This window comes from Mariniradius sediminis (genome assembly GCF_021491425.1).
GTDB lineage: Bacteria > Bacteroidota > Bacteroidia > Cytophagales > Cyclobacteriaceae > Mariniradius > Mariniradius saccharolyticus.
In genome coordinates this window covers 131503-152605 of the sequence record NZ_JAKEVZ010000007.1, presented here as the reverse complement: position 1 = coordinate 152605, position 21103 = coordinate 131503, and the positions used below count along the sequence as shown (strand labels likewise).

Annotated in this window: 24 protein-coding genes; 15 read left to right on the top strand and 9 right to left on the bottom strand. The window is 47.0% G+C overall.

Going from position 1 to position 21103, the window contains the following annotated elements:
- Positions 1 to 11 precede the first annotated feature (11 nt).
- Genes L0U89_RS10665 through secG form a run of 4 tightly spaced genes read left to right on the top strand, consistent with a single transcriptional unit; the run spans position 12 to position 3066 of the window.
- Entirely contained in the window at positions 12 to 1295 is a 1284-nt protein-coding gene (locus L0U89_RS10665; protein WP_234861512.1) for a sigma-54 interaction domain-containing protein, read from the top strand.
- A gap of 40 nt (positions 1296 to 1335) precedes the next feature.
- Entirely contained in the window at positions 1336 to 1827 is a 492-nt protein-coding gene (lptE, locus tag L0U89_RS10660) for an LPS assembly lipoprotein LptE (protein WP_439651561.1), read from the top strand.
- A 36-nt stretch (positions 1828 to 1863) separates the two neighbouring features.
- Entirely contained in the window at positions 1864 to 2688 is an 825-nt protein-coding gene (locus L0U89_RS10655; protein WP_234861510.1) for a DUF8458 domain-containing protein, read from the top strand.
- A 9-nt stretch (positions 2689 to 2697) separates the two neighbouring features.
- Positions 2698 to 3066: a preprotein translocase subunit SecG gene (gene secG / locus L0U89_RS10650; protein WP_234861509.1), complete on the top strand. Its 369-nt coding sequence runs from the start codon at positions 2698 to 2700 to the stop codon at positions 3064 to 3066.
- Between the two features lie 58 nt (positions 3067 to 3124).
- Here the strand turns inward: secG and L0U89_RS10645 are convergent, their stop codons facing one another.
- Entirely contained in the window at positions 3125 to 3832 is a 708-nt protein-coding gene (locus L0U89_RS10645) for a hypothetical protein (RefSeq protein ID WP_234861508.1), read from the bottom strand.
- 220 nt (positions 3833 to 4052) lie between these two features.
- On the opposite strand from L0U89_RS10645, the gene L0U89_RS10640 reads away from it, so the two are divergent.
- The 8 genes from L0U89_RS10640 to L0U89_RS10605 all read left to right on the top strand — a co-directional run bounded on the left by L0U89_RS10640 (position 4053) and on the right by L0U89_RS10605 (position 14601).
- Positions 4053 to 4331, top strand: coding sequence for a co-chaperone GroES (locus tag L0U89_RS10640; protein WP_008623712.1), 279 nt, complete (start codon positions 4053 to 4055; stop codon positions 4329 to 4331).
- 43 nt (positions 4332 to 4374) lie between these two features.
- Positions 4375 to 6003 carry a chaperonin GroEL gene (gene groL, locus L0U89_RS10635; RefSeq protein ID WP_008623711.1) on the top strand — a complete coding sequence of 543 codons (1629 nt, stop codon included), beginning with the start codon at positions 4375 to 4377 and terminating at the stop codon, positions 6001 to 6003.
- Between the two features lie 156 nt (positions 6004 to 6159).
- Positions 6160 to 6537 carry a response regulator gene (locus tag L0U89_RS10630; protein ID WP_234861507.1) on the top strand — a complete coding sequence of 126 codons (378 nt, stop codon included), beginning with the start codon at positions 6160 to 6162 and terminating at the stop codon, positions 6535 to 6537.
- Positions 6534 to 7538, top strand: coding sequence for a magnesium/cobalt transporter CorA (corA, locus tag L0U89_RS10625; RefSeq protein WP_234861506.1), 1005 nt, complete (start codon positions 6534 to 6536; stop codon positions 7536 to 7538). Before L0U89_RS10630 ends, corA begins: the two co-directional genes overlap by 4 nt.
- Positions 7539 to 7826: 288 nt before the next feature.
- Entirely contained in the window at positions 7827 to 11450 is a 3624-nt protein-coding gene (locus L0U89_RS10620) for a T9SS type A sorting domain-containing protein (RefSeq protein WP_234861505.1), read from the top strand.
- A gap of 154 nt (positions 11451 to 11604) precedes the next feature.
- On the top strand, positions 11605 to 12690 hold the full coding sequence (proB, locus tag L0U89_RS10615) for a glutamate 5-kinase (protein ID WP_234861504.1): 1086 nt from the start codon (positions 11605 to 11607) through the stop codon (positions 12688 to 12690).
- Positions 12683 to 13924 carry a glutamate-5-semialdehyde dehydrogenase gene (locus L0U89_RS10610; protein ID WP_234861503.1) on the top strand — a complete coding sequence of 414 codons (1242 nt, stop codon included), beginning with the start codon at positions 12683 to 12685 and terminating at the stop codon, positions 13922 to 13924. Before proB ends, L0U89_RS10610 begins: the two co-directional genes overlap by 8 nt.
- Before the next feature lie 104 nt (positions 13925 to 14028).
- Positions 14029 to 14601 carry a hypothetical protein gene (locus tag L0U89_RS10605; RefSeq protein ID WP_234861502.1) on the top strand — a complete coding sequence of 191 codons (573 nt, stop codon included), beginning with the start codon at positions 14029 to 14031 and terminating at the stop codon, positions 14599 to 14601.
- On the opposite strand, the gene L0U89_RS10600 is transcribed toward L0U89_RS10605, so the two are convergent.
- Both L0U89_RS10600 and L0U89_RS10595 read right to left on the bottom strand, forming a co-directional pair.
- On the bottom strand, positions 14594 to 14980 hold the full coding sequence (locus tag L0U89_RS10600; protein ID WP_234861501.1) for a DUF2237 family protein: 387 nt from the start codon (positions 14978 to 14980) through the stop codon (positions 14594 to 14596). The genes L0U89_RS10605 and L0U89_RS10600 overlap by 8 nt on opposite strands.
- 6 nt (positions 14981 to 14986) lie before the next feature.
- Entirely contained in the window at positions 14987 to 15355 is a 369-nt protein-coding gene (locus L0U89_RS10595; protein ID WP_234861500.1) for a DoxX family protein, read from the bottom strand.
- 133 nt (positions 15356 to 15488) lie between these two features.
- On the opposite strand from L0U89_RS10595, the gene L0U89_RS10590 reads away from it, so the two are divergent.
- On the top strand, positions 15489 to 16895 hold the full coding sequence (locus L0U89_RS10590; RefSeq protein ID WP_234861499.1) for an alkaline phosphatase: 1407 nt from the start codon (positions 15489 to 15491) through the stop codon (positions 16893 to 16895).
- Positions 16896 to 16928: 33 nt separating this feature from the next.
- On the opposite strand, the gene L0U89_RS10585 is transcribed toward L0U89_RS10590, so the two are convergent.
- Positions 16929 to 17318 carry a DUF983 domain-containing protein gene (locus tag L0U89_RS10585; RefSeq protein ID WP_234861498.1) on the bottom strand — a complete coding sequence of 130 codons (390 nt, stop codon included), beginning with the start codon at positions 17316 to 17318 and terminating at the stop codon, positions 16929 to 16931.
- Between the two features lie 130 nt (positions 17319 to 17448).
- Between L0U89_RS10585 and L0U89_RS10580 the strand changes: the two genes are divergently transcribed.
- Together L0U89_RS10580 and L0U89_RS10575 are read left to right on the top strand one after the other, a co-directional pair.
- Positions 17449 to 17835: a hypothetical protein gene (locus L0U89_RS10580; protein ID WP_234861497.1), complete on the top strand. Its 387-nt coding sequence runs from the start codon at positions 17449 to 17451 to the stop codon at positions 17833 to 17835.
- A 69-nt stretch (positions 17836 to 17904) separates the two neighbouring features.
- Positions 17905 to 18807, top strand: coding sequence for an HAEPLYID family protein (locus tag L0U89_RS10575; RefSeq protein WP_234861496.1), 903 nt, complete (start codon positions 17905 to 17907; stop codon positions 18805 to 18807).
- Positions 18808 to 18889: 82 nt separating this feature from the next.
- Here L0U89_RS10575 and L0U89_RS10570 read toward each other — a convergent pair whose 3' ends face one another.
- The 5 genes from L0U89_RS10570 to L0U89_RS10550 form a co-directional block, all read right to left on the bottom strand.
- Positions 18890 to 19099, bottom strand: a complete 210-nt coding sequence (locus L0U89_RS10570) for a hypothetical protein (protein WP_008623698.1) — start codon at positions 19097 to 19099, stop codon at positions 18890 to 18892.
- 1 nt (position 19100) lies between these two features.
- A complete protein-coding gene (locus L0U89_RS10565; RefSeq protein WP_234861495.1) occupies positions 19101 to 19445 on the bottom strand; it encodes a hypothetical protein in 345 nt (114 codons plus the stop codon).
- A 133-nt stretch (positions 19446 to 19578) separates the two neighbouring features.
- Positions 19579 to 20088, bottom strand: a complete 510-nt coding sequence (locus L0U89_RS10560) for a DUF4920 domain-containing protein (protein ID WP_234861494.1) — start codon at positions 20086 to 20088, stop codon at positions 19579 to 19581.
- Between the two features lie 48 nt (positions 20089 to 20136).
- Positions 20137 to 20784, bottom strand: coding sequence for a peptide-methionine (S)-S-oxide reductase MsrA (msrA, locus tag L0U89_RS10555; protein WP_234861493.1), 648 nt, complete (start codon positions 20782 to 20784; stop codon positions 20137 to 20139).
- Between the two features lie 39 nt (positions 20785 to 20823).
- A complete protein-coding gene (locus L0U89_RS10550; protein ID WP_234861492.1) occupies positions 20824 to 21075 on the bottom strand; it encodes a DUF3253 domain-containing protein in 252 nt (83 codons plus the stop codon).
- Positions 21076 to 21103: the final 28 nt, after the last annotated feature.

The window sequence follows — 21103 nt, the reverse complement described above, 5'->3', positions numbered from 1 at the left end:
GCTATCCCAAAATGATCTCAAACGCAGAAATACAAAGCATCAAGCAACGATTCGGCATCATCGGCAACAGCCCCTTGCTGAACCACGCCATTCAGGTAGCCATGCAGGCCGCCCCTACCGATATGACCGTATTGATTACCGGGGAAAGTGGCAGTGGCAAGGAGTCTTTTTCCAAAATCATCCACTCCCTCAGTCTCCGCAAGCACGGCAAGTTTATCGCGATCAACTGCGGTGCGATTCCTGAGGGTACGATCGATTCCGAATTGTTTGGCCATGAGAAGGGTTCCTTTACCGGTGCCCATGAAGCCCGAAAAGGATACTTTGAAGTGACCGATGGTGGTTCCATTTTCTTGGACGAGATTGGGGAAATGCCTCTGGGTACCCAAGCGAGGTTGTTGCGGGTGTTGGAAAACGGCGAATTCATCCGTGTGGGTTCCTCCAAAGTACTCAAGACCAATGTCCGCGTGATTGCCGCGACCAACATCAACCTGATCAAAGCCGTGGAAAAAGGCAAATTCAGGGAAGACCTTTACTACCGTCTCAATACCGTGCCGCTTTTCGTGCCGCCTTTGCGGGAACGGGGAGAAGACATTGTCCTTTTGTTCAGGAAATTCACGACCGACTTTTCGGAGAGATATAAAGTAAAACCCATCAGCTTGGACGAGGATGCCAAGCGGTTGCTGATGCGGTTTCCCTTTCCAGGTAATATCCGGCAGCTTAAGAACATTGCAGAGCAGATTTCGCTCCTGGAATATGAGCGGGAGGTGGATGCAGCGACTCTTTCCAAATACCTGCCCAACGAACGCAGCCAACTTCCCGTATTGACTGCAGGACATGGGTCGGGTCAGGATTTCTCCGATTTTTCGGAAAGGGAAATACTCTACAAGGTCCTTTTTGATATGAAAAAGGACATGAACGATCTCAAGAAACTTGTCCTTGAAAGCTACCAAGCGGGCGGCCTCAACGCCAACCTGATCAACAAGCACCAAAATCTCTTCGAAGGCATGGACAGTACGCCTGCCTTTGAAGAAAAACGTCCCGCTGCCCCTGTAGGTGTGCCGATGGTGATTGACCATCCATCCGCCAAGGATGAATTGGAGGACTACGATTCCGAGGCAATCGAAGATATCGTGCACGAAGAGGACGACAACTCGCTCTCGCTAGAGCGCAAGGAAAAGGAAATGATCCTGAAAGCGCTTAGAAAACACAACAACAAAAGAAAATATGCCGCGAGCGACCTTGGAATCTCAGAGCGGACATTGTACAGAAAAATCAAGCAGTATGATATCGAGTAAAAAATCCCTGTGCTTGTCCTTTTGTTTTTTTGCGGCGGTGATGCTGTTACCGTCCTGCGCGGTCAATTACAGCTTCACGGGAACCAATATCAACTATGAGTTGACGAAGACCTTTTCGGTGGAGAATTTCTTCAACGACTCCGGCGGTGGCCCTGCCAACATGGAGCAGCGCTTTACGGAAGCATTGAAGGAGTTTTACCAAAGAAACACCAATCTAGAGCTGATTCGCACCAACGGTGACCTCCAGTTTTCCGGTGCGATCAAGCAATATGCGATCACACCCCAAGCCACCGTATCCACGACTGACCCCAACCTTCCCGACAGGGCTGGACAGATGCGCTTGACGATCGGGATCGAGGTCGAGTACATCAACACCGTCAATGAAGAGGAGAATGTGAAGCGAACTTTCTCCTTTTGGAAGGATTACGATCCGAGGAATACCTCCATTCTACAGGTGGAAAACGTGTTGATCCAAGAAATTTTCGAAAATATCATCCAGGACATCTTCACGGCCACGGTGGCCAATTGGTAAAAATGGCTAACTTGGTGTTTTTCAAACCCAACTAAAGTGAACACCCAACAGATCGTTTCCATATTGCAGCAGTCCCATCAGCTTCAGAAGGATGAAGTCATCCAACTGCTGAAGTTGCATGAGACCTTTCCCTTTTTCCAAATCCCCAAGGTATTGTTGGCGCGGTTTGAATACGAAAAGTCAAAGGGCAATACCAAGGAATTCCTGCATTGGGCTGCAGTCACCAGTCCAGACAGGGCTTGGATGAAGACGATGATTGAATCAGAGGCCCCGTTGCAGTTTTTGAAAACAAAATTGGAGGAGAATTTCGAGGCGGGATTTTCCCAAAAACAAATGAGCAACAAGCGTTTGGTCGATTTGGCGGATTTTGAAAAATCCCTCCGACCACAGCCGACCAAGCAGGCTGACCCCGAAGAAAGGGCAAAAATCCTCAAGCAACTCGGTGAAAATCTGCAGGGAAAACCAGAGACGCCGGTTGAAAATCCCGCTGAGCTTCCCACCAAAAAGAAGAAACACAAAGAGCATCACAGGGCGGAGGATTTGATCGAAACGATCAAGCGCAAGGAAAAGAAGGAAATCCTCGATGAGAAGAAGAAAGAGCAGATCGACATCATCAAGGCCTTCAGCAAAAAGGAAATCAAGCTCGCCACGATTCGGGAAATCGAGGACTTCAACAAACAGACCGACCTGTCCGAAAAAAGCACCCAATTGAACCCCAGCCTTTTGTCGGAATCCTATGCGAAGCTGCTTGTAAAGCAAGGCAAGAAGCAAAAGGCAAAAGAAATTTATCAAAAGTTGATGGTGAAGTTTCCAGAAAAAAGCAATTACTTTGCGGACTTAATCAAGGAATCAGAATTATAATTCAAGCATATGTTTACCTTTCTAATCAGTTTAATTGTTGTTTTGGCGGTTTTGTTGGTGTTGGTGATCCTCGCGCAGGACTCCAAAGGCGGTGTTGGTGCGGCATTTGGGGGCAATGCTACCCAATTGATGGGCGTAACCAAAACAGGCAATATCCTTGAAAAATCCACCTGGGTGTTGGCGATCGCCATCTTGGTGCTTTCCCTTTCTTCGGCGGCCTTCTATTCTTCATCGGACGTTTCACAATCCAGTTCACCAAACATCGAAAGCGCCAAAAAACAAGTGACGCCTTCTTTTGGCGGAGAATCAGAAAGCCTCCTACCATCGACGCCACAGCCGGAAACAGCGACAGATACCACTGGTTCTGAAAACCAATAAGCGACAGAAAAATATAAAAGGCCTGAAATTCAGGCCTTTTTTTTTGTTATTACTTCTCTCAATCTACGACTTTGAGCAGCAGGCGTTTACTGATGGGAACAAAGCTTTCCTCCAAGGGTATCTGCTTTTGACTGTAGATGCTGTAGGTGGCAGGGTTTGGCAATTCCTTGTAAGTTTTGATCAGGTCCAACTTGATGTGTTCGAGGGTATGTGCCAGGGTTCTTCTCACCCGATTGATCAGTTGCATCATGATCCCCTTGAATTGGTCCACACTGTTTTGGAACAGATTCACCTTGTAGCGGTACACGTACACGTCCTTAGATTTTTCGTAGGACAGCATGACATAGCCTTCCTTTTGGTAGAGGGGAGATAAGCCGATCGGCTCGATTTTCATTTCCTGTTCCAAAAGATCGTAGATTGTTTTTCCCTCTTCAATGTGTTTCTGAAGTTGGGGCAAAGAAAATGCAACAATCTCCTCCAGCTGCTTCATGACCTCGTCGTCGATCACTAAAGGTTTGTAATTCAACTTGAACTCCTTGGAATCCGGACCTTGGAGGAGTTTGGGGAACGCGGATTTGATCTGTTCCCGGTTTTGTTCAAAAATCTTCAGCTTCGAATAGTGGTGAATAAGCTCGGCCAGAGGTGGGTACAATTTCACTTCTCTGAATTGGGCGCCGACATGCTGAAGATAAGCCAACAGAAGGTACTTTTTATATTCGAAATCGATCCAACCTTCCGTAATCCAGTTTTCTGATAGACTTTTCATACCGACATACTTTGTGAAAAGCTAAGTAAAACTGACAAAATTTACAAGGGGCCGTGGCAAAATTGGCAGTGCCAAATCAGGCGTTTCCTTGCCCAATGGCGTTTTTTGGCGGATTGTCAGGACTTAATGTCAGTTGTAAAGCGGACAAGTTGATTGGCACGAAAAATGGGAATGGGGGGATGTAAGAATTTGTTTTTAAACCCTAAACGTTTTAATAATCATGTCAAAAGTGCACATCAAACCTCTTGCAGACAGGGTCTTGGTAGAACCTGCTGCCGCCGAAGAGAAAACCGCTTCCGGCTTGTTCATTCCAGACACAGCCAAAGAAAAACCACAAAAAGGAACTGTTATCGCAGTGGGAAGTGGCAAGAAAGATGAACCACTGACTGTAAAAGTAGGTGATACCGTGCTGTATGGCAAATACGCCGGCACCGAGCTTTCCGTTGACGGTCACGACTACCTCATCATGCGGGAGTCTGATATCTTCGCAATTCTCTAAATCATCTATTTCAAACAATCAAAAAACCTAAAACAACAAAAAAATGGCTAAAGAACTATTTTTCGATACCACAGCAAGAGACAGATTGAAAAAAGGCGTGGATGCTCTTGCAGACGCAGTAAAAGTAACCCTAGGTCCAAAGGGAAGAAACGTCATCATTGACAAAAAATTTGGCGCCCCTGCGATCACCAAAGACGGTGTGACAGTTGCCAAAGAAATCGAATTGGCAGAGCCAATCGAAAACATGGGCGCACAATTGGTGAAAGAAGTAGCTTCCAAGACAGCAGACAATGCAGGTGACGGAACTACCACTGCAACCGTTTTGACCCAGGCTATCTTCAACGCCGGTATCAAAAACGTAGCCGCAGGTGCCAACCCAATGGATCTGAAAAGGGGCATTGACAAAGCTGTTGCAGCAATCGTAGCCGAGTTGAAATCCAACTCCAAGGCAATCACTACTTCCAAAGAAATCCAGCAAGTGGCTACCATCTCCGCCAACTCTGACGAAGAGATCGGCAAGATGATCGCCGACGCGATGGACAAAGTCGGAAAAGATGGCGTCATCACCGTGGAAGAAGCAAAAGGCACCGAAACTGAAGTAAGAACAGTAGAGGGTATGCAGTTTGACAGAGGCTACTTGTCTCCCTACTTCGTGACCAATACAGAGAAGATGGAAGCCGAATTGGATAGACCATTCATTTTGATCTATGACAAGAAAATCTCTTCCATGAAGGAATTGCTTCCAGTATTAGAGCCAGTGGCACAGTCAGGCAAGCCTTTGTTGATTATCGCTGAAGATGTGGATGGCGAAGCTTTGGCTACCTTGGTAGTTAACAAAATCAGAGGTGCCTTGAAAGTGGCTGCGGTAAAGGCTCCTGGATTCGGTGACAGAAGAAAGGCAATGTTGGAAGACATCGCGATCCTTACCGGTGGTACCGTCATCTCCGAAGAGAGAGGCTACAAACTGGAAAATGCGACTGTTGATTACCTCGGTACTGCCGAGAAAATCAATGTTGACAAAGACAACACCACGATCGTCAATGGCGCTGGCGCAAAAGAGCATATCCAAGCCAGAATCAATGAGATCAAAGCGCAGATCGAGAAAACCACTTCTGACTATGACAGAGAGAAACTTCAGGAAAGATTGGCAAAACTGTCAGGTGGCGTAGCTATCCTGTACATCGGTGCCGCTACTGAAGTGGAGATGAAGGAGAAGAAGGACAGGGTGGACGATGCTTTGCATGCTACTAGGGCTGCCGTACAAGAAGGTGTGGTCGTAGGTGGTGGCGTGGCCCTCGTGAGAGCTGCTTCTGCACTTGACAACATCAAAGGTGAAAACGAAGACCAAGATACCGGTATCAATATCATCAGACTTGCGATCGAGTCTCCTTTGAGAACTATCGTGGAGAATGCCGGTGGCGAAGGTTCGGTGGTTATCAACAAGATCAAGGAAAACAAAGGGAACTTTGGATACAATGCTAGAACAGACCAGTATGAAGACCTCTTCCAAGCTGGTGTGATCGACCCAACCAAGGTGACCAGATTGGCATTGGAAAATGCATCTTCCATCGCGTCATTGTTGCTCACGACTGAGTGCGTGGTTGCGGACGTGAAGGACGACTCCCCAGCTATGCCTCCAATGGGTGGCGGTGGCATGGGTGGCATGATGTAATCCAGCCAAGTGACAATCAGGAAAGGGGCCCCTCGTTGGGCCCTTTTTCATTTTCGGTCGCAGCAAAAATCCCTTGGCAAATTTTTAGGTCAAAAAGTATTTGCTATTTTTAAAGGTCTAATCTTGATGGCGACAATCACCTGACCTACCCAATTCATGGAATCCTACTCCTCCATTTTATTGATCGATGATGATCCTATCAATAATTTGATCAACAAACGCTTGATAGCCAAGCTCGAGATTGGAAACAAAATCGAGGAATACTTGGAGGCCGAGAAGGCGATCGAGCGGATTAGGCAATTGGAGTCAGACAAAAGCATCCTGATTTTTTTGGACATCAATATGCCGGTCATGAACGGCTGGGATTTTTTGCACCAATATCTCAACCAATTTGAAGGCAGGAAGGATACGATTGTGGTCCTCTCGAGTTCGATTGACATTCAGGACAAAAACAAAGCTTTAGGCTTCTCCTGCGTGGAGGGATTTATCGAAAAGCCGCTTTCACCGGAAAAAATCAAAAATATTTTAGCATGAGCGCCAAAACCCAACACAAGGCACCTTCCAGCATGGAACTGTATGAGTTTGGGGAAAATTATTTTCAAAAACACCACTTCAAGACCGCTGAGGAAGTCAGGCCGTTCCTTACCGGCACCCATAAGTTTTGGCTGAATGTCTCCAGTCTTGAAAACGAAGACTTACTCAAGGAATTATCTGCGCTATTTGATATCCACCCGCTTACCATGGAGGATGTCCTCAATTGCCATCAAAGGCCTAAATTCGAGGAATTTGAAAACAACATCTTCATCGTATCGAAGATGGTGTATTACGTTCACTCCAAAAAACCCACCACAGAACAAATCAGCATTTTCATCGGAAAGAATTACGTGCTGACCATTCAGGAAGACGCGTATGACTTTTTTGATCCGATCCGGACAAGATTGGAAAACCCACATGGCAAGATGCGGAAGTATGGGGCGGACTATTTTGCCTACACACTTATCGATTCTATCGTCGACAAGTACTTTGAAATCATCGAAACGCAGGAAGAAATGATCGACAAAATGGAAGATCAGATCGTCGCTAATACCAGCAAACAAAAACTGTCGAGTATCTTTCAACTTCGCAAAGACATCCAACACCTCAAGAAGATCATTTGGCCGACGCGGGAATTACTTTCCAATTGGAAAAAATCGGAAAGTCCGTTGCTGAGAAAGAAGACTGACCCCTTTATCAACGACGTCTATGAGCACATCATTGAAGTCAATGAAAATCTCGAAGTGCAGCGGGAATCCATTGCCACATTGGTGGAAATGTTCTTGTCCAGCCTGAGTATCAAGCAAAACGAGGTAATGAAAACCCTGACCATCATTGCGACTATTTTTATCCCGCTTACCTTCATTGCGGGCGTCTATGGAATGAATTTCCAGTTTATGCCCGAGCTGTCTTGGAAGTATGGCTACTTTCTCACTTGGGTCATTTTTGTCGGTACTACCGTGGCCATGATCTTCTACTTCAAAAGAAAGCAATGGTTTTGATGGCCTTCTTCTTCAAATGTACTTTCATAATAAAACACCCAAATTCGCCCGTTTCATGGTGTTTTTGACAAAAATCAATTTTTTGACATTTATCAAATATTATATTATTTCAATAATATATTACCTTTTTTAAATGAAATATTTCTATTTTTCAATGTAATCACCCAAAAAAATACAAAGTACATTAAAGTCTTTTCGAGTACACATTTTTTGTGTGTGAAATCTACCCACCCGGATTCACCGCAAAATCACCCAATTGATTAATCATCCCATTGAATGGTTAAACCTATGCGCTCTTCACTCTTCATTACAATTTTATTTTTCTGTTTTGGTATTTCAGCGTACTCCCAAACCTGGAACGGCAGTGTCAGTTCTGCTTGGAACACGGCTGCCAACTGGACCCCGGCCACGATACCCGGGGCAGGCAACGACGTGACCATTAACAACCCAGCAGCACCCAATCAGCCAATATTGCCCTCCAATCTCACCATCAGGGATCTAACCATGAGTGCCGGTGCCCTGGACCTTGCGACCTTTACACTGACCGTAACCAGAAATGCCAATATTACCGGAGGCACTATTTCGGAAGGTACCTTGTCGATCAATGACATTAACAACATCGAAAATACCGTTTTCAACGGCAACATGACCATTACGAAGACCGGTGGCAACGTCGATGACCTTCAGGGTGGGAATACATTCAACGGCCCAACAATCATCAATAACAATGACAATGACCGTCTTCGGTTGGCAAACACAAACGGAGATACATTCAATTCCACGGTGACATTCAACAAGAATTCCTCCGGCCAGTTTCAGATTGCATTCAACGGTTCAAACACGTTCAACGCGACAGTCACTGTCAACAATACAAATGCGACCAGCAACCTGAGTTTCGGGGCGGGAGTTGGCACTTCGTTGCTGACCTCGGGCGGCTTGACTACCACAAACTTTAATGTTGGAACACTGATCATCAACAACTTTGCCCAAGTCACCGCATCCGCAAACGGCATCTTCAATCCAGCCACTTTCACGGTCTCGAATGTCGTATTCTTGGGCAACTTCCAAGTTACGACCACGGGCGCCATTACCTTCAACAACACCAATTTCTTTAACGGAACCAATGTTTTCACCGCTGCAGGTCAAATTGCCATGCCTAATGGCAACAACCGGTTCAGTGCGGTAAGTGGAAGTACAACTATGACAAGAAATGGAGGTGGCGGTGTAACCTGGGGGGCAGGAAATAGATTTGGGAACCTGACCCTGACTGACAACTCAACGGGGCAGTTGACAATGAACGGCGGCAATATTTTTAACGGAACAACGGTGATCATCAATGAGTCGAACAACAACATCAGGTTGGGGGAACTTGTGGGCGACACTTTTAATGGACCAGTCATATTCCAAAACAACGGGACAGCCTATTTGGACATCGCCCGTCGTGGCACCAACATTTTCGAAAACCAGATTACCATCAACAACACAGACGCAACTGGTGAAATCCGGATCGGCGAACTCGGTGGCACGGTTGAATTGCGCAATGGGGGATTGGTGACGACGGATTTTGCGGCCTGCAATATCTTTGAGGTCAACAATTTCACCCAACTCACTAATGTGGCCAATGGCAGCTTCAATGCCAATACAATCACATTCAGCAATGTTTACTTCAGAGGGGATTTTCAAGCGACGACTACCGGGACTGGCACCATGACATTCCAAAATGCGAACGGTTTTGAAGGAAACAACACATTCACGGCCGCCGGCCAACTTGCCATGGCCGCGGGCGGAAATACCTTCAGTGCTCCCGGAAACACTACAACCATCAACAAGAATGGCGGAGGAGGCGTAACCTGGGGAGCAGGAAATAGCTTTGGAACGCTGATTTTGAACCACAATACGAACAATACGCTCACACTCCAAGGCGGCAATACGTTCCACGGTCCTGCGGCGATCTATAATAATGGCAATGGACTTCTTCGGTTGGGCAACACCTCAGGTGATACCTTCCTAAGCACCAGCCTTTTCGTAAACAACGGAACCAACACCTTCGACATCGGCTACAATGGCACAAATACCTTTGAAGACGAAATCACCGTCAATAATCTAAATGGTGCTGGAACAGTCAGATTTGGACAAAATGGAGGCACCAATGTCCTGAATAACGGAGGACTAACGACTACTGATTTCAACGCAGGAGCGGCCCTGAACATATCCAATTTCACGCAGGGAACCAATGACGCAAATGGATCCTTTACCGTCAATACCTTTACAGCAAGCAACAGCTCGTTCCTCGGAGATTTCGAGGTGACTACTGTTTCTGCCGGAATAACCTTTACCAGTACTACATTTAACGGTAACAATACCTTCGATGCAGCCTCGGGAATTGCGGTAACCGCTGGCAATAACTTCAGCACAACCCCGGGCAACACCACCACTATGATCAAAAGGGGTACGACTAACAATGACTGGCAAGGCGGAAATGTTTTTGGAAACCTTGTGCTGGAGAATACTGGAACAGGGCGGATCAGGATGGCAAATTCGGCCGGCGGTGATCTATTTGCTGGGAATTCGCTTTTCAGACGGACGAACACGGGAGAGTTGGGTTTGGCAAGGTCAAACATCTCAGACTATAGGGGCAATATCACCCTGGAGGGTGGACCTACCATCGGCGCCAGCGGTGGAACCATGAGAATCTCCGGAGGTTCAAATCGCTCGTTGGACTCAGATATCGGCATCACGATACCCCGGCTCGAGATGAATACCACAGGAGCTCCCATCCTGACTGTCAATATTCCCGTGACAATTTCCAATTCACTCACACTTACCAGTGGTATCATTTTCAACGATGAAAACCTATTTACAATTAACAACACCGCCACTGTCTCCGGAGGAAGCAATGCAAGTCACGTAGATGGACGTCTCAGAAGAATCGGCAATACGCAACTCACCTATCCATTCGGAAATGGCGGTTTCTATGCGCCACTGACAACCTCGGCGTTAGGCGGAGCAAATACCCAGCATTTCACAGGTAGGTATTTCCACACCAATCCTGAGTTGGCTGGTTACCCCCGCGCCAGCAAAGAGGCGACGCTTGGCGAGATCAACGAGTGCGAGTATTGGGAATTTGACAGGACCAACAGTGCCGTCACACCGACCATTACACTTTCCTGGTCCTCTGACAGAACCTGCCCGATTGTTGATTTCAACGAGTTCATCGTGACCCAATGGAATGGCACCCAGTGGATAGACCTCGAGGCAGCGGGCCTGACCGGGGACGATAATTCCGGTAGCGTGACAAACAATCTTCCTATCCCAGGATTTTCGCCTCCAATCTTTACGCTCGCCCAATCCTTTAGGATCCTACCTGTGGAATTGCTATCCTTCGGCGCTGTCGCACTTGAAAACCAACAGGTACGTGTGACTTGGTCGACTGCATCTGAGGAAAACAATGCCTATTTCACCGTAGAAAGGTCCTTGGATGGGAAAACATGGTCAGCCATCGGTATCGTGCCGGGCGTTGGAAACTCCAACCAAATCGAATCCTATGAATTCATTGACGAGAAACCAATCTTTGGCCGTCAGTTTTACAGAATCACCCAGACCGATCTTGACGGAAAAAGCCAGACATTCCGCGTCGTGGGCGTGACGTTGACGGCGGCGGCCTTGGAAATGAATTCCTATAATGTCTATCCAAACCCATCTTCCGGACAGGTCAAAGTATTCTCCGAAAATGCAAACCTCGAACAAGCTGAGATCACCATCATCAATCAGCAGGGGCAGGAAATGATGTCCTTCGCAGATGTAAACGGCCGATTGTTTGAAGTGGACCTTAGCCATTTGCCAAAAGGCCTTTATCTCATCCGCATCAAAAACAACCACCAATTGGTCAGCAAAAAGTTGGTGTTACAATAAAGGCAACCAACACCGATATATGAAAAGAATGCAGCCAGCCTGCATTCTTTTTTTGTTTACTCAATTTTGGAGTCAGCAATAATATTTGTCATTTTTTAAAATCAAAGTGCCTTTTGGGCTAATATTGTGGGGAATATTCAACAATCATTGCAAAATGTCTCATTTTCCAAAATTATTGGTGGTCAAGATCGGATCTAATGTCCTGACCAATCCTGAGGGGAAACCCGACCTTGCCAGGATGGAGTCGATAGCCAGACAGGTTGCGGAACTGAAGGCTAAGGGCATCAAGATTGTGTTGGTATCGTCAGGCGCGGTGGCTTTCGGTAGAAAGGAAATCCAACTCCATGAAAAAACCGAAGCCGTGCTTAAGAAGCAAATATGGGCATCGGTTGGTCAAGTCGAACTGATCCATACATACAAGACGCTCTTTGCGCAGCACCATTTGGCCGTAAGCCAGATTTTGGTCACAAAGGAAGACTTCAGGGACCGACGGCATTACCTCAACATGCGAAACTGTATCCTTGGCCTTTTGCAGCAGGGAATTATCCCCATTGTCAATGAAAACGATACGGTAGCAATCACGGAGTTGATGTTTACGGATAACGATGAATTGGCTTCCCTCACATCCTCCATGATCAATGCGGACAGTTTGATGATTCTGAGCAACGTCGACGGCATTTACGATGGTCCTCCCAGCGAACCCAATTCGAAGTTGATACCGATTATTGGATCCAGGCTGGAAGATATCGGTCAGTTTATCAGCCCAGTGAAGTCCTCATTTGGCCGTGGCGGAATGTTGACCAAATCTTCCATGGCGAGAAAAGCCGCAGACTTGGGGATCAGAGTCTGGATTGCCAACGGCAAGCGGGACAATATTCTCTTGGATATTTGGGAGGAAAAGGCACCCTCAACCTTCTTTGAACCGAAATCCTCCAAACACAGTCCAAAAAAATGGTTGGCACACGGAGACCAATACTTCAAAGGTGAAGTGACCGTAAACGATGGTGCAAGGCTTGCTCTTTTTTCCGAAAAAATAAGCAGTCTTTTACCTGTTGGAATTATTCAGGTGAAAGGGGAGTTTTCCAAAGGCGATATCATCTTGATCCTTGATGAAAAAGGCAAAAAACTCGGTTTGGGAAAGGCAGAATATGCGTCCTTCCTCATACAAGAACGCATCGGCCTCAAAAACCAAAAGCCATTTATCCACTACGATTACCTTTACCTGATCCAAAATGCATGACTTGACCTACAGATTTGCCGAAGTCCGAAAGGCCAGCAGGCAACTTTTGGCTATCAGTGAGCCTCAGATTCAGGCCACGCTCTCGGATTTGGTAGAGCTCACAATGGCACATAGTGCAGAAATCCTCGCCGCCAACCAACAGGATTTGACGGCGATGGACCCTGCAGATCCCAGGTACGACAGACTCTTGCTTTCCATGGAACGATTGGCAGGTATTTGCCAAGAAATCAAACAAGTCAGCTCTTTGCTTTCCCCCTTGCACCGGATTTTGGAAGAAAAGCATTTGGAAAATGGATTGCATCTTCAGAAGATTTCCGTTCCCTTGGGTGTGATTGGCATCATTTACGAAGCCAGGCCAAACGTGACTTTTGACGTCTTCTCCCTCGCATTGAAATCCGGCAACGGCCTGGTGCTCAAAGGTGGTACAGACGCCCAACATTCGAATGCAGCGATCATGGGCGTGATTCACAACGCCTTGGCAAAAAACAAGCTTCCTGTCAAAGCCTTCCAGCTATTGCCTGCTGGACGTGAAGCAGCGCAGGCGTTGATGGAAGCTGTCGGGCTGGTAGATGTGATTATTCCAAGAGGAAGCCAAGGATTGATAGATTTTGTGCGGGCACATTCCAAAGTCCCCGTCATCGAAACAGGCGCTGGAATTGTACATACCTACTTTGACGAAAGCGGGGATCTGGAAAAAGCGAAAGCGATCGTATTCAACGCCAAAACCCGCCGTCCCAGTGTCTGCAACAGTTTGGATTGCTTGATTGTACACCAAAGTCGTCTGGCAGAGCTCAATGAGATGGTAGAGCCATTGCTTAGGGCTGGAGTGGAAATCTTTGCCGATGGGGAGTCATTTGCCCATTTGCCAAAAAACCCATTGATACAGCCAGCAACACCGGACCATTTCGGAACGGAGTTTCTTTCCCTGAAAATGTCCATCAAAACCGTAGCCAATCTGCAGGAAGCCTTGGACCACATTTCCAAATACAGCTCCCAGCACAGCGAGGCAATTATTTCCGAAAATCAAGCACATATAGATACTTTTCTCCAGCAAGTCGATGCTGCTGCCGTTTACGCCAATGCTTCCACGGGATTCACCGATGGCAACCAATTTGGACTGGGGGCAGAGATCGGCATAAGTACCCAAAAACTGCACGCGCGGGGCCCAATGGCCCTGAATGAACTCAACAGCTACAAATGGGTGATCCGGGGAAACGGACAGGTCAGAAAATAAGCCGGACAGAAGCACAAGTTCATGCGCCAAAAATTCCATTTTTCAGATATTCTGCTAACTTTCGGTAGGCTTTCGGACATGTTCACCTGCCCAGGCTACCGAGTATGGTAAAAAAGAATCACAATTCAGGATGGATTTTTGTACTGGCGTTGCTCGTTCTGCAGATCAGCAACATAAGTTGTGTTTCCGATCCCGAAGATGGCTTGGGGTGCCCCTACCCTGCCCTAGCTGAGCTTGACAGCATCCATCAGGTATTTTATAGCCCTTATATCAACCAACGCTACTCCAGGCAAACGGACACAGTCAGTTATGCCGATTTTTTGTTGACGGCAGAGTTTGGATTCACCAATCTAAACGCCAATACAAATGCCTATGAGCGGACTTATCCTGGCGCATGCCCCATGCTTTACCACGTTCAGAATGTTTCAAATATCGAGCTTTACCTGACTTCGCCATTCAATGGACTCAGCACAGGAACAGAAGTTTCTTATCTTTTTGAGCTACAAGACGGAACGACCTTAAACAGGTTCAGGGATTTCAAGCGGATGAACCAATACCTCAGCCTCAAACTGCGGGAACGACCCAAACAAAAAAGCCAAATCAATACCCGCTTGGTAGTTTACTTCCGGGATGGGAGTTCAAAAAGTCTCGAATCACATTCTCCATTCATCAAGTAGCGGAATCCGATTTTTCTTCTGCACGCCAGGCAAATTTTACGAGTTCCCCGAGCGGTATCCATTCCAATGTTTTTTCATGGGTAGCTTCCAAAATAATAAATGGTGCGACACCAGCTTGATAGGCTTCGATCCATCGTGAGGCACAAAGACACCACCTATCACCCGGATTTAATCCCGGAAATGCCCACTCCGGCCTTGGCGTGATCAAGTCATTGCCACGCGACCTGCTGAATAATAGGAATTCCTCGGTCATTACCGCGCAGACCGTATGGGTACCCAAATCCTCTGGGCCTGTTTCGCAGCATCCATTCCTGTAATATCCCGTCAGGGGTGCCTCACTGCAGGTGATCAAGTCCTCTCCGAATACATTTTTCGCCATTGTCAATTAGTTTTTGGTGCAAAAATACGCCCAAGCAAACAAAATCGGATGGATAATCACCAACCGAACCCAGCCCACCCAAGCCGGTACGCAAAGTCCATCAGGCACACAAGATCCAATTTGGATAAAATACACATGCGAGGGGATGAACGCGACCAACAAAAGTACAATTCCCCAAGCAGCGGCTTTTCTGGTTTTCTCCAACAATAAACCGAAGCCGAACAAAATTTCGACGATTCCTGCAACGACATTGATGGATTCGGGAAAAGGAAAATAGGGTGGAATCAGCGGGAGATAAAACTGTGGATTTATGAAATGATTGACTCCCGCGACAATAAAAAACAGGGTCAACAGATATCTAAGTAGCTTTTTCATGCCATTGAAACCGCAAAGAGCTGATTTGGTTTATTTTTCCAATGATAACAAAAAGCTAATCCATACTTTGATGTTTCAATCGAGGGAAAAGGTATTTTTCCGTCAAATCATAGAAAGCAAATTTCCAACGGATATGAAAAGAAGAGAATTTTTCAGAAATGGTTTTTTGACCACCCTTGGGCTGGGAGCGCTTGGTTCCGCCTCAGCTTGGGGGAAAGAATTTTCCACCAACGCGGCCCAAGCCAAAAACATCATCTTTTTGGTCAGTGACGGGATGAGTTCGGGCACGCTCAATATGGCCGACATCCTGTTGCGCCACAAAGAAGGAAAACCCAGTCAATGGATCGATCTGTATGAAAAGAACCTGGTAAAAAGAGCCCTGATGGACACGGCATCAGCAAGTTCCTTTGTAACAGATTCGGCTGCGGCGGGCTCAGCTTGGGGCGGTGGTATGCGGGTCAAAAACGGATCGCTTAATGTCGGCCCAAATGGTGAAAAACCCGTCCCGATCCTTCAAAAGTTCAAAACCATGGGAAAATCCGTAGGCTGTGTGACTTCAGTACAAATTACCCATGCGACGCCGGCCTCCTTTTGCGTCAACAACAACAGCCGAAATTCCATGGCTGACATCGCGGTCGACTATCTGAAGTTGCGGTTTGACGTGATGATGGGAGGCGGGCTAAATTTCTTTGATCCAAAAAAGCGGGAAGACCAAAGAGATCTGATACAAGCATATCAACAGACTGGATTCGACTTGGTGAGGACAAAGTCTGAAATGATGAAGACAAAAGGTGACAAACCGATCATGGGTCTCTTTGCAGGCGATGGTCTCCCCTATGCCATCGATCGGGTCAACAATCCCGAATTGCGCGAAAAAGTCCCCAGCTTGGCCGAAATGACACAAAAAGCCATTGAAGTCCTTAGCAAAAACCAAAAGGGATTTGTGATGCAAGTCGAAGGCGGTAAGGTGGATTGGGCGGCACATGGCAACGATGCCCCCGCCTTATTGTATGACCAAATCGACTTTGACATGGCGGTGGGAGTCGCGATGGATTTTGCCCAAAAGGACAAAAACACGCTTGTCATCATCACGACAGACCATGGCAACAGCAATCCGGGTCTCTTTTACAGTGGCCAGGCCAACAGGAATTTTGAAAAAATGTACGCCGTGAAGGCTTCCAATGAATGGATTTTGAACCAGATCAAACCGGGTTTCAGCAATTCCCAAGTGATCGAGCTCTTGGAGAGCCACCAAAATATCGTTCTGAAAGAGGAAGATGCCGCCGCAATCTTGGCGAGCTACAAAGTAGGTTCGGATGGCATGTATAATCCGCAAAACCTGCCTTTCATGCCTCTTGCTGCCATGCAATCCAAACAGACTGGAATTTATTGGGCAGGTTCCAACCATACCGCCGACTATGTCGAGCTCGCAATGTTTGGCCCCGGCTCCGAAAACCTGAAAGGATTTATGAAAAACTTTGAGCTACACAATTTCATGCTCCAAACCTGTGGCGCGGATGCTTCGCTACTGATGGCCTAAATCACACAATACAAAATCCGGGGAAACCCGGATTTATTTTTTGGATGTAGTCTTGGGATTGTATTTCAATTTGCCCACGCCGTACAGGTACAAAATCTTCGAATACCGCAGCAATAGGGGCAGCAGGAGCACATTGGCACCGACAATAACGGCTACATACATCCAAAACGGTGGCCTCTCCATTAGGACGTTGAGCGCAACCAGGACCGTGACGACCAGGGCGACAGAAAAAGCATAGCTTACAAACATCGCCCCCATGTAAAAATCAGGCTCAGGGTTGAAATTTGCACCGCATTTGTCACAATGATGGTTTACAACCGTCAATTTTTGATAACTGTACAATGAGGTCGGGAATATATTACCCTCCCTGCATTGTGGGCATTTCCCTTGAGCAATTGCGGCGCCTAGACTCCTGGTTTTCATTAAGCTGTTTTTTTTCTTGCCTGCGAAGATAGCCAAAATGCATCAAGGGACTGTAACCTTTATCACGGCCCTAGCGTGGTTTATCTCTGGAAAATCAACTTTGAAAAATCAATTATTTATAATTTTGGGCATGCGCTTTGGAAAAAATAAGGATAGGTGGATTCAAGTAGTCAGTTGGATGATGCTACTCAATTTCATCAACCTATCTGCCAACTTTTACCAAACCTCGGCATCGAACTCGATTTATGAAATCCATGCGGACCCGATAGACTCCGTTTCCGAACTGCTCTTCGAGTATGTGATGGACATGGCTGAGGATACGATCCCGGATACCGAGGTTCCTGAGCAAAAGCGAAAGATCAAAGATTTGAAGGTATTTTATCAAATTGTCAAGACTCAGGGACCCACTTGGACGATTCAAACAGGCGAATCAACAGTCCCTGTATCGCCAAATGACCTCGATCCTATTGATTTGGCAAGGATATCGCCTCCACCCAAAAACAATTTTTTTGTTTGACATGCAGACAGGAAGTTCCTTCCAATTTGCTTTACACCTAATCCATTTTCTTCTTAATAAGTAATCAACATGACTAGACTATACTTATGGGCAATTTTGTTATTGTCCGCACCCCTCATTTCCGTTGCGCAAGAGGTCGAGCTGGATAGCGCCAAGCAGGAAAGAATTGTTTCGGACAGCCTGTTTATCCAGGAATTTGAAAATCCGAAAAGTGCAGAGAAGCCAAAGGTGCTTCATGCAGAACCACTGTACATCGACCTGATTCGCGACTTGGGCGCGAGAAAAGGCGAAAAAGAATGGAACGTAGGCGTCGGAATGTCCGACAAGCGAAGTTTTGATGAATACGAAGCCTTAATTGAATACGAGTGGGCGGTGATCGACCGATTGGGGTTGGAAGTGGAAATTCCCGTGACGATTTACTCACGGCAAAACGGTGCCGCACGCGACATCACCAAGCCCTCCAACCGTATCGAATCCCTAAAACTCGCAGCCCAGTGGTCTTTTCTGGTTTCGGAAAAAGCCAAATCCACCCTTGCCTTGGGATATATCCATGAGTTTGAATTGGTCGATTTGGACAAAATGGGTCAGGGAGAATTCTTCAAGGGAAATCTCTTCAATCCCTTTCTGATTGCAGCCAAGCGCTGGGGGCGCAACTACCATACATTGATTTACACAGGGCCAAGAATTGTGAAAGAGTTTGGCTCCAGCGCCCATATGGCTTATGAAATCAATACCAATTTCCACTACATGATCTCAGGCACCCGCAACTTTGTGGGTATGGAAATCAACCAAGAAATTGCTGATGGAAGACTGTTCAGTATCTTAAGGCCACAAATGCGGGTTGGCTTGGCGGAAAATCTCCTTGTCGGTATTGTCACAGGAATCCCCCTGAACCGCGAGCAACAAGGGCTAAGTTCGTTCCTACGAATTATCTATGAGCCGGGTGGGTATAAGCCGGGGAAGCACCATTGAAAATGCCATTTCGGGCATGAGGGGGATACTTTCACTGATTTGGATTTTCTTTCAGAAAGAAGTACGGGAAAGACAATCCCCCTCACTCCTCCCACCATTCATCCAAATCATAGTCTTTGCCGCGACCCCAGCGGAGAAGTTCCTCGATGGTATAGACTTCAGTAGTGTCGAGATCCTTGACGCGGAAATTATTGCCGGAAAGTCGGGCAAGTATCTCGATGCGGCGTTTTTCACCCATATTGGTGAGTAGGTAAATCCTTCCCACGCGAAGGTTGTCCAATGCAATTGCCATTTTAATTGACTTTAAGCGCGTTGATTTTTTTGAGCGGACCGGGGCATTTTTGTTGATGGCATGCGATGCAGGATTGTTGCAACGCTTGGAAATTATTCAGCAATTCCTCCTCGGTCGATTGCTCCAATCTTTCCAAATGCAGGAGGTAGGCATTGGCCATGAGGTTGAAACTGCTATCGCGGACCTTTGGGTCAGTCGCTTCGGCGGTTAGCATCGCACGGTGTTTTTCCAGATAGGCGCCGAGTTTCTCCTTGTCTAGGACCCTTCCTTTGATCTCTTCCATATCCAAATACATCTCGCGCATCAACACTGCCAAAGGTGCATTTTGCTCCGCAGTGCGAACCACAGTGTTTTCGGCTTGTGGGGCATCGTGACGACAGGAATGCAGGAAAACGCAAATAGACCCAAAGGCCACCAAAAAAATATAAAACCTCCGTGACCCATGCGGCCCCGAAGGTTTTTGAAAAGCATATGTCAGTTTATGACGCTGCATCCGGCTTGATAATCACGCCAACTGCCTCAAACGCATATTCCAATTTTGGCTCGGTGATGGCCTCCACTTCCTCTTTGGATTTGCCGCCATCCTCTGCATAATGTCTGAGTGTCTCTACATCGGTAACCGTCTTGGTCGCCACACCCTCGATAATTACCGGGAATCCCTGGGAATTCTTCGGAACGAAGAAGCCATAATCTTTGAAAGTCACCCGCATCGTCTCTCCATTTGGCAGGTCGATGGTCATCCAACAACCTTTCTTGGAGCAGACGTCCTTGATTTCGCCTACGATCTTCCCTTCGAACTCACCGTTTGACTCGAGATGGCTTACCAACTGGTCTAAGGAAAGCGCGCCGGCTTCGGATATGGCCTCTCCAAAAACACCTGTGGGCACCTCTCCCTCCGCAACAGTTTCCACCATGATTTCAGGGGCCTTTTGTGAACATGACCAAGTAAGCGAGGCGCCTGCGAGGAATGCAATCAATATCTTCTTCATGGCTTTGAAATTTTAAACAAATCTAAATCGGGAGCCCAAGGATTCCAATTATTTCAGCTTTTCCGCGAAGGCCTTTTTGAATTTTTCGACCTTTGGGCGTATCACAAAGGAGCAATAAGGTTGGGAGCCGTTTTCCTTGTAGTAGTTTTGGTGGTAATCCTCCGCCACATAGAAGTTTGTAAATGCAGTGATTTCCGTGACGATTGGCCTCACAAAAGCACCGGATTCATCCAGTTTTTTCTTGTAGAATTCCGCTTGGCTCTTTTGGTCAGGATTGTGGTAGAACACTGCCGAACGGTACTGCGGGCCGACGTCATTACCCTGACGGTTAAGTGTGGTTGGATCATGGGTTTCCCAGAAGATTTCCAAGATCTCCGCATAGGTGATCACCTTGGGATCGAACAAAACCTGAATCACTTCGGCATGTCCCGTCGTGCCGGTCGTGACTTGCTTGTAGGTCGGATTGGCAACATGACCCCCGGAATACCCGGAAAGCACTTTTTGAACGCCGTTGAGGTCTTGGTAGATGGCCTCGGTGCACCAAAAGCAGCCGCCACCAAGCGTCGCCACTTCCAAGCCCGCCGGTACTTGGACCGCGGTAGTTGGTAATTCTTTCATATTCTTGGATTGGTTGGATGCGGTCTGTCCACAGGCCGCGGATGAGAGGATGGTAAAAAGCAAAAGCAGGTACTTCACGTTGAGATGTTTTTTGGAATACAACCAAATATGACTGTTTCAGGTTTCCGAAAACCCCTGAATTCTCACGGGACCCTTGGGCATTTCCTCTAATCCAACTGGAATTCCACCTTGGGTGACCACAATTTTTCCTTGTCGGTACAAATCCATCATGCTGATTCGCACATCTTCCATGAAGTGCCTCCAATCTTGCGGATACATCCAACGCACCACTTCCGAGGGGCAAAAATTGCTCCCACGACGCATGCGGCACATCTCCAAGATTGCTAGGGAAAGGATATCGGATTGCAAGGGGGATGGTATTAGGGAATGGTTATTT

Coding starts and splice junctions, on each gene's coding strand:
- L0U89_RS10665 (WP_234861512.1), top strand. CDS start 12: ATGATCTCAAACGCAGAAATACAAAGCATCAAGCAACGATTCGGCATC.
- lptE (WP_439651561.1), top strand. CDS start 1,336: ATGCTGTTACCGTCCTGCGCGGTCAATTACAGCTTCACGGGAACCAAT.
- secG (WP_234861509.1), top strand. CDS start 2,698: ATGTTTACCTTTCTAATCAGTTTAATTGTTGTTTTGGCGGTTTTGTTG.
- L0U89_RS10645 (WP_234861508.1), bottom strand. CDS start 3,832: ATGAAAAGTCTATCAGAAAACTGGATTACGGAAGGTTGGATCGATTTC.
- L0U89_RS10640 (WP_008623712.1), top strand. CDS start 4,053: ATGTCAAAAGTGCACATCAAACCTCTTGCAGACAGGGTCTTGGTAGAA.
- groL (WP_008623711.1), top strand. CDS start 4,375: ATGGCTAAAGAACTATTTTTCGATACCACAGCAAGAGACAGATTGAAA.
- L0U89_RS10630 (WP_234861507.1), top strand. CDS start 6,160: ATGGAATCCTACTCCTCCATTTTATTGATCGATGATGATCCTATCAAT.
- corA (WP_234861506.1), top strand. CDS start 6,534: ATGAGCGCCAAAACCCAACACAAGGCACCTTCCAGCATGGAACTGTAT.
- L0U89_RS10620 (WP_234861505.1), top strand. CDS start 7,827: ATGCGCTCTTCACTCTTCATTACAATTTTATTTTTCTGTTTTGGTATT.
- proB (WP_234861504.1), top strand. CDS start 11,605: ATGTCTCATTTTCCAAAATTATTGGTGGTCAAGATCGGATCTAATGTC.
- L0U89_RS10610 (WP_234861503.1), top strand. CDS start 12,683: ATGCATGACTTGACCTACAGATTTGCCGAAGTCCGAAAGGCCAGCAGG.
- L0U89_RS10605 (WP_234861502.1), top strand. CDS start 14,029: ATGGTAAAAAAGAATCACAATTCAGGATGGATTTTTGTACTGGCGTTG.
- L0U89_RS10600 (WP_234861501.1), bottom strand. CDS start 14,980: ATGGCGAAAAATGTATTCGGAGAGGACTTGATCACCTGCAGTGAGGCA.
- L0U89_RS10595 (WP_234861500.1), bottom strand. CDS start 15,355: ATGAAAAAGCTACTTAGATATCTGTTGACCCTGTTTTTTATTGTCGCG.
- L0U89_RS10590 (WP_234861499.1), top strand. CDS start 15,489: ATGAAAAGAAGAGAATTTTTCAGAAATGGTTTTTTGACCACCCTTGGG.
- L0U89_RS10585 (WP_234861498.1), bottom strand. CDS start 17,318: ATGAAAACCAGGAGTCTAGGCGCCGCAATTGCTCAAGGGAAATGCCCA.
- L0U89_RS10580 (WP_234861497.1), top strand. CDS start 17,449: ATGCGCTTTGGAAAAAATAAGGATAGGTGGATTCAAGTAGTCAGTTGG.
- L0U89_RS10575 (WP_234861496.1), top strand. CDS start 17,905: ATGACTAGACTATACTTATGGGCAATTTTGTTATTGTCCGCACCCCTC.
- L0U89_RS10570 (WP_008623698.1), bottom strand. CDS start 19,099: ATGGCAATTGCATTGGACAACCTTCGCGTGGGAAGGATTTACCTACTC.
- L0U89_RS10560 (WP_234861494.1), bottom strand. CDS start 20,088: ATGAAGAAGATATTGATTGCATTCCTCGCAGGCGCCTCGCTTACTTGG.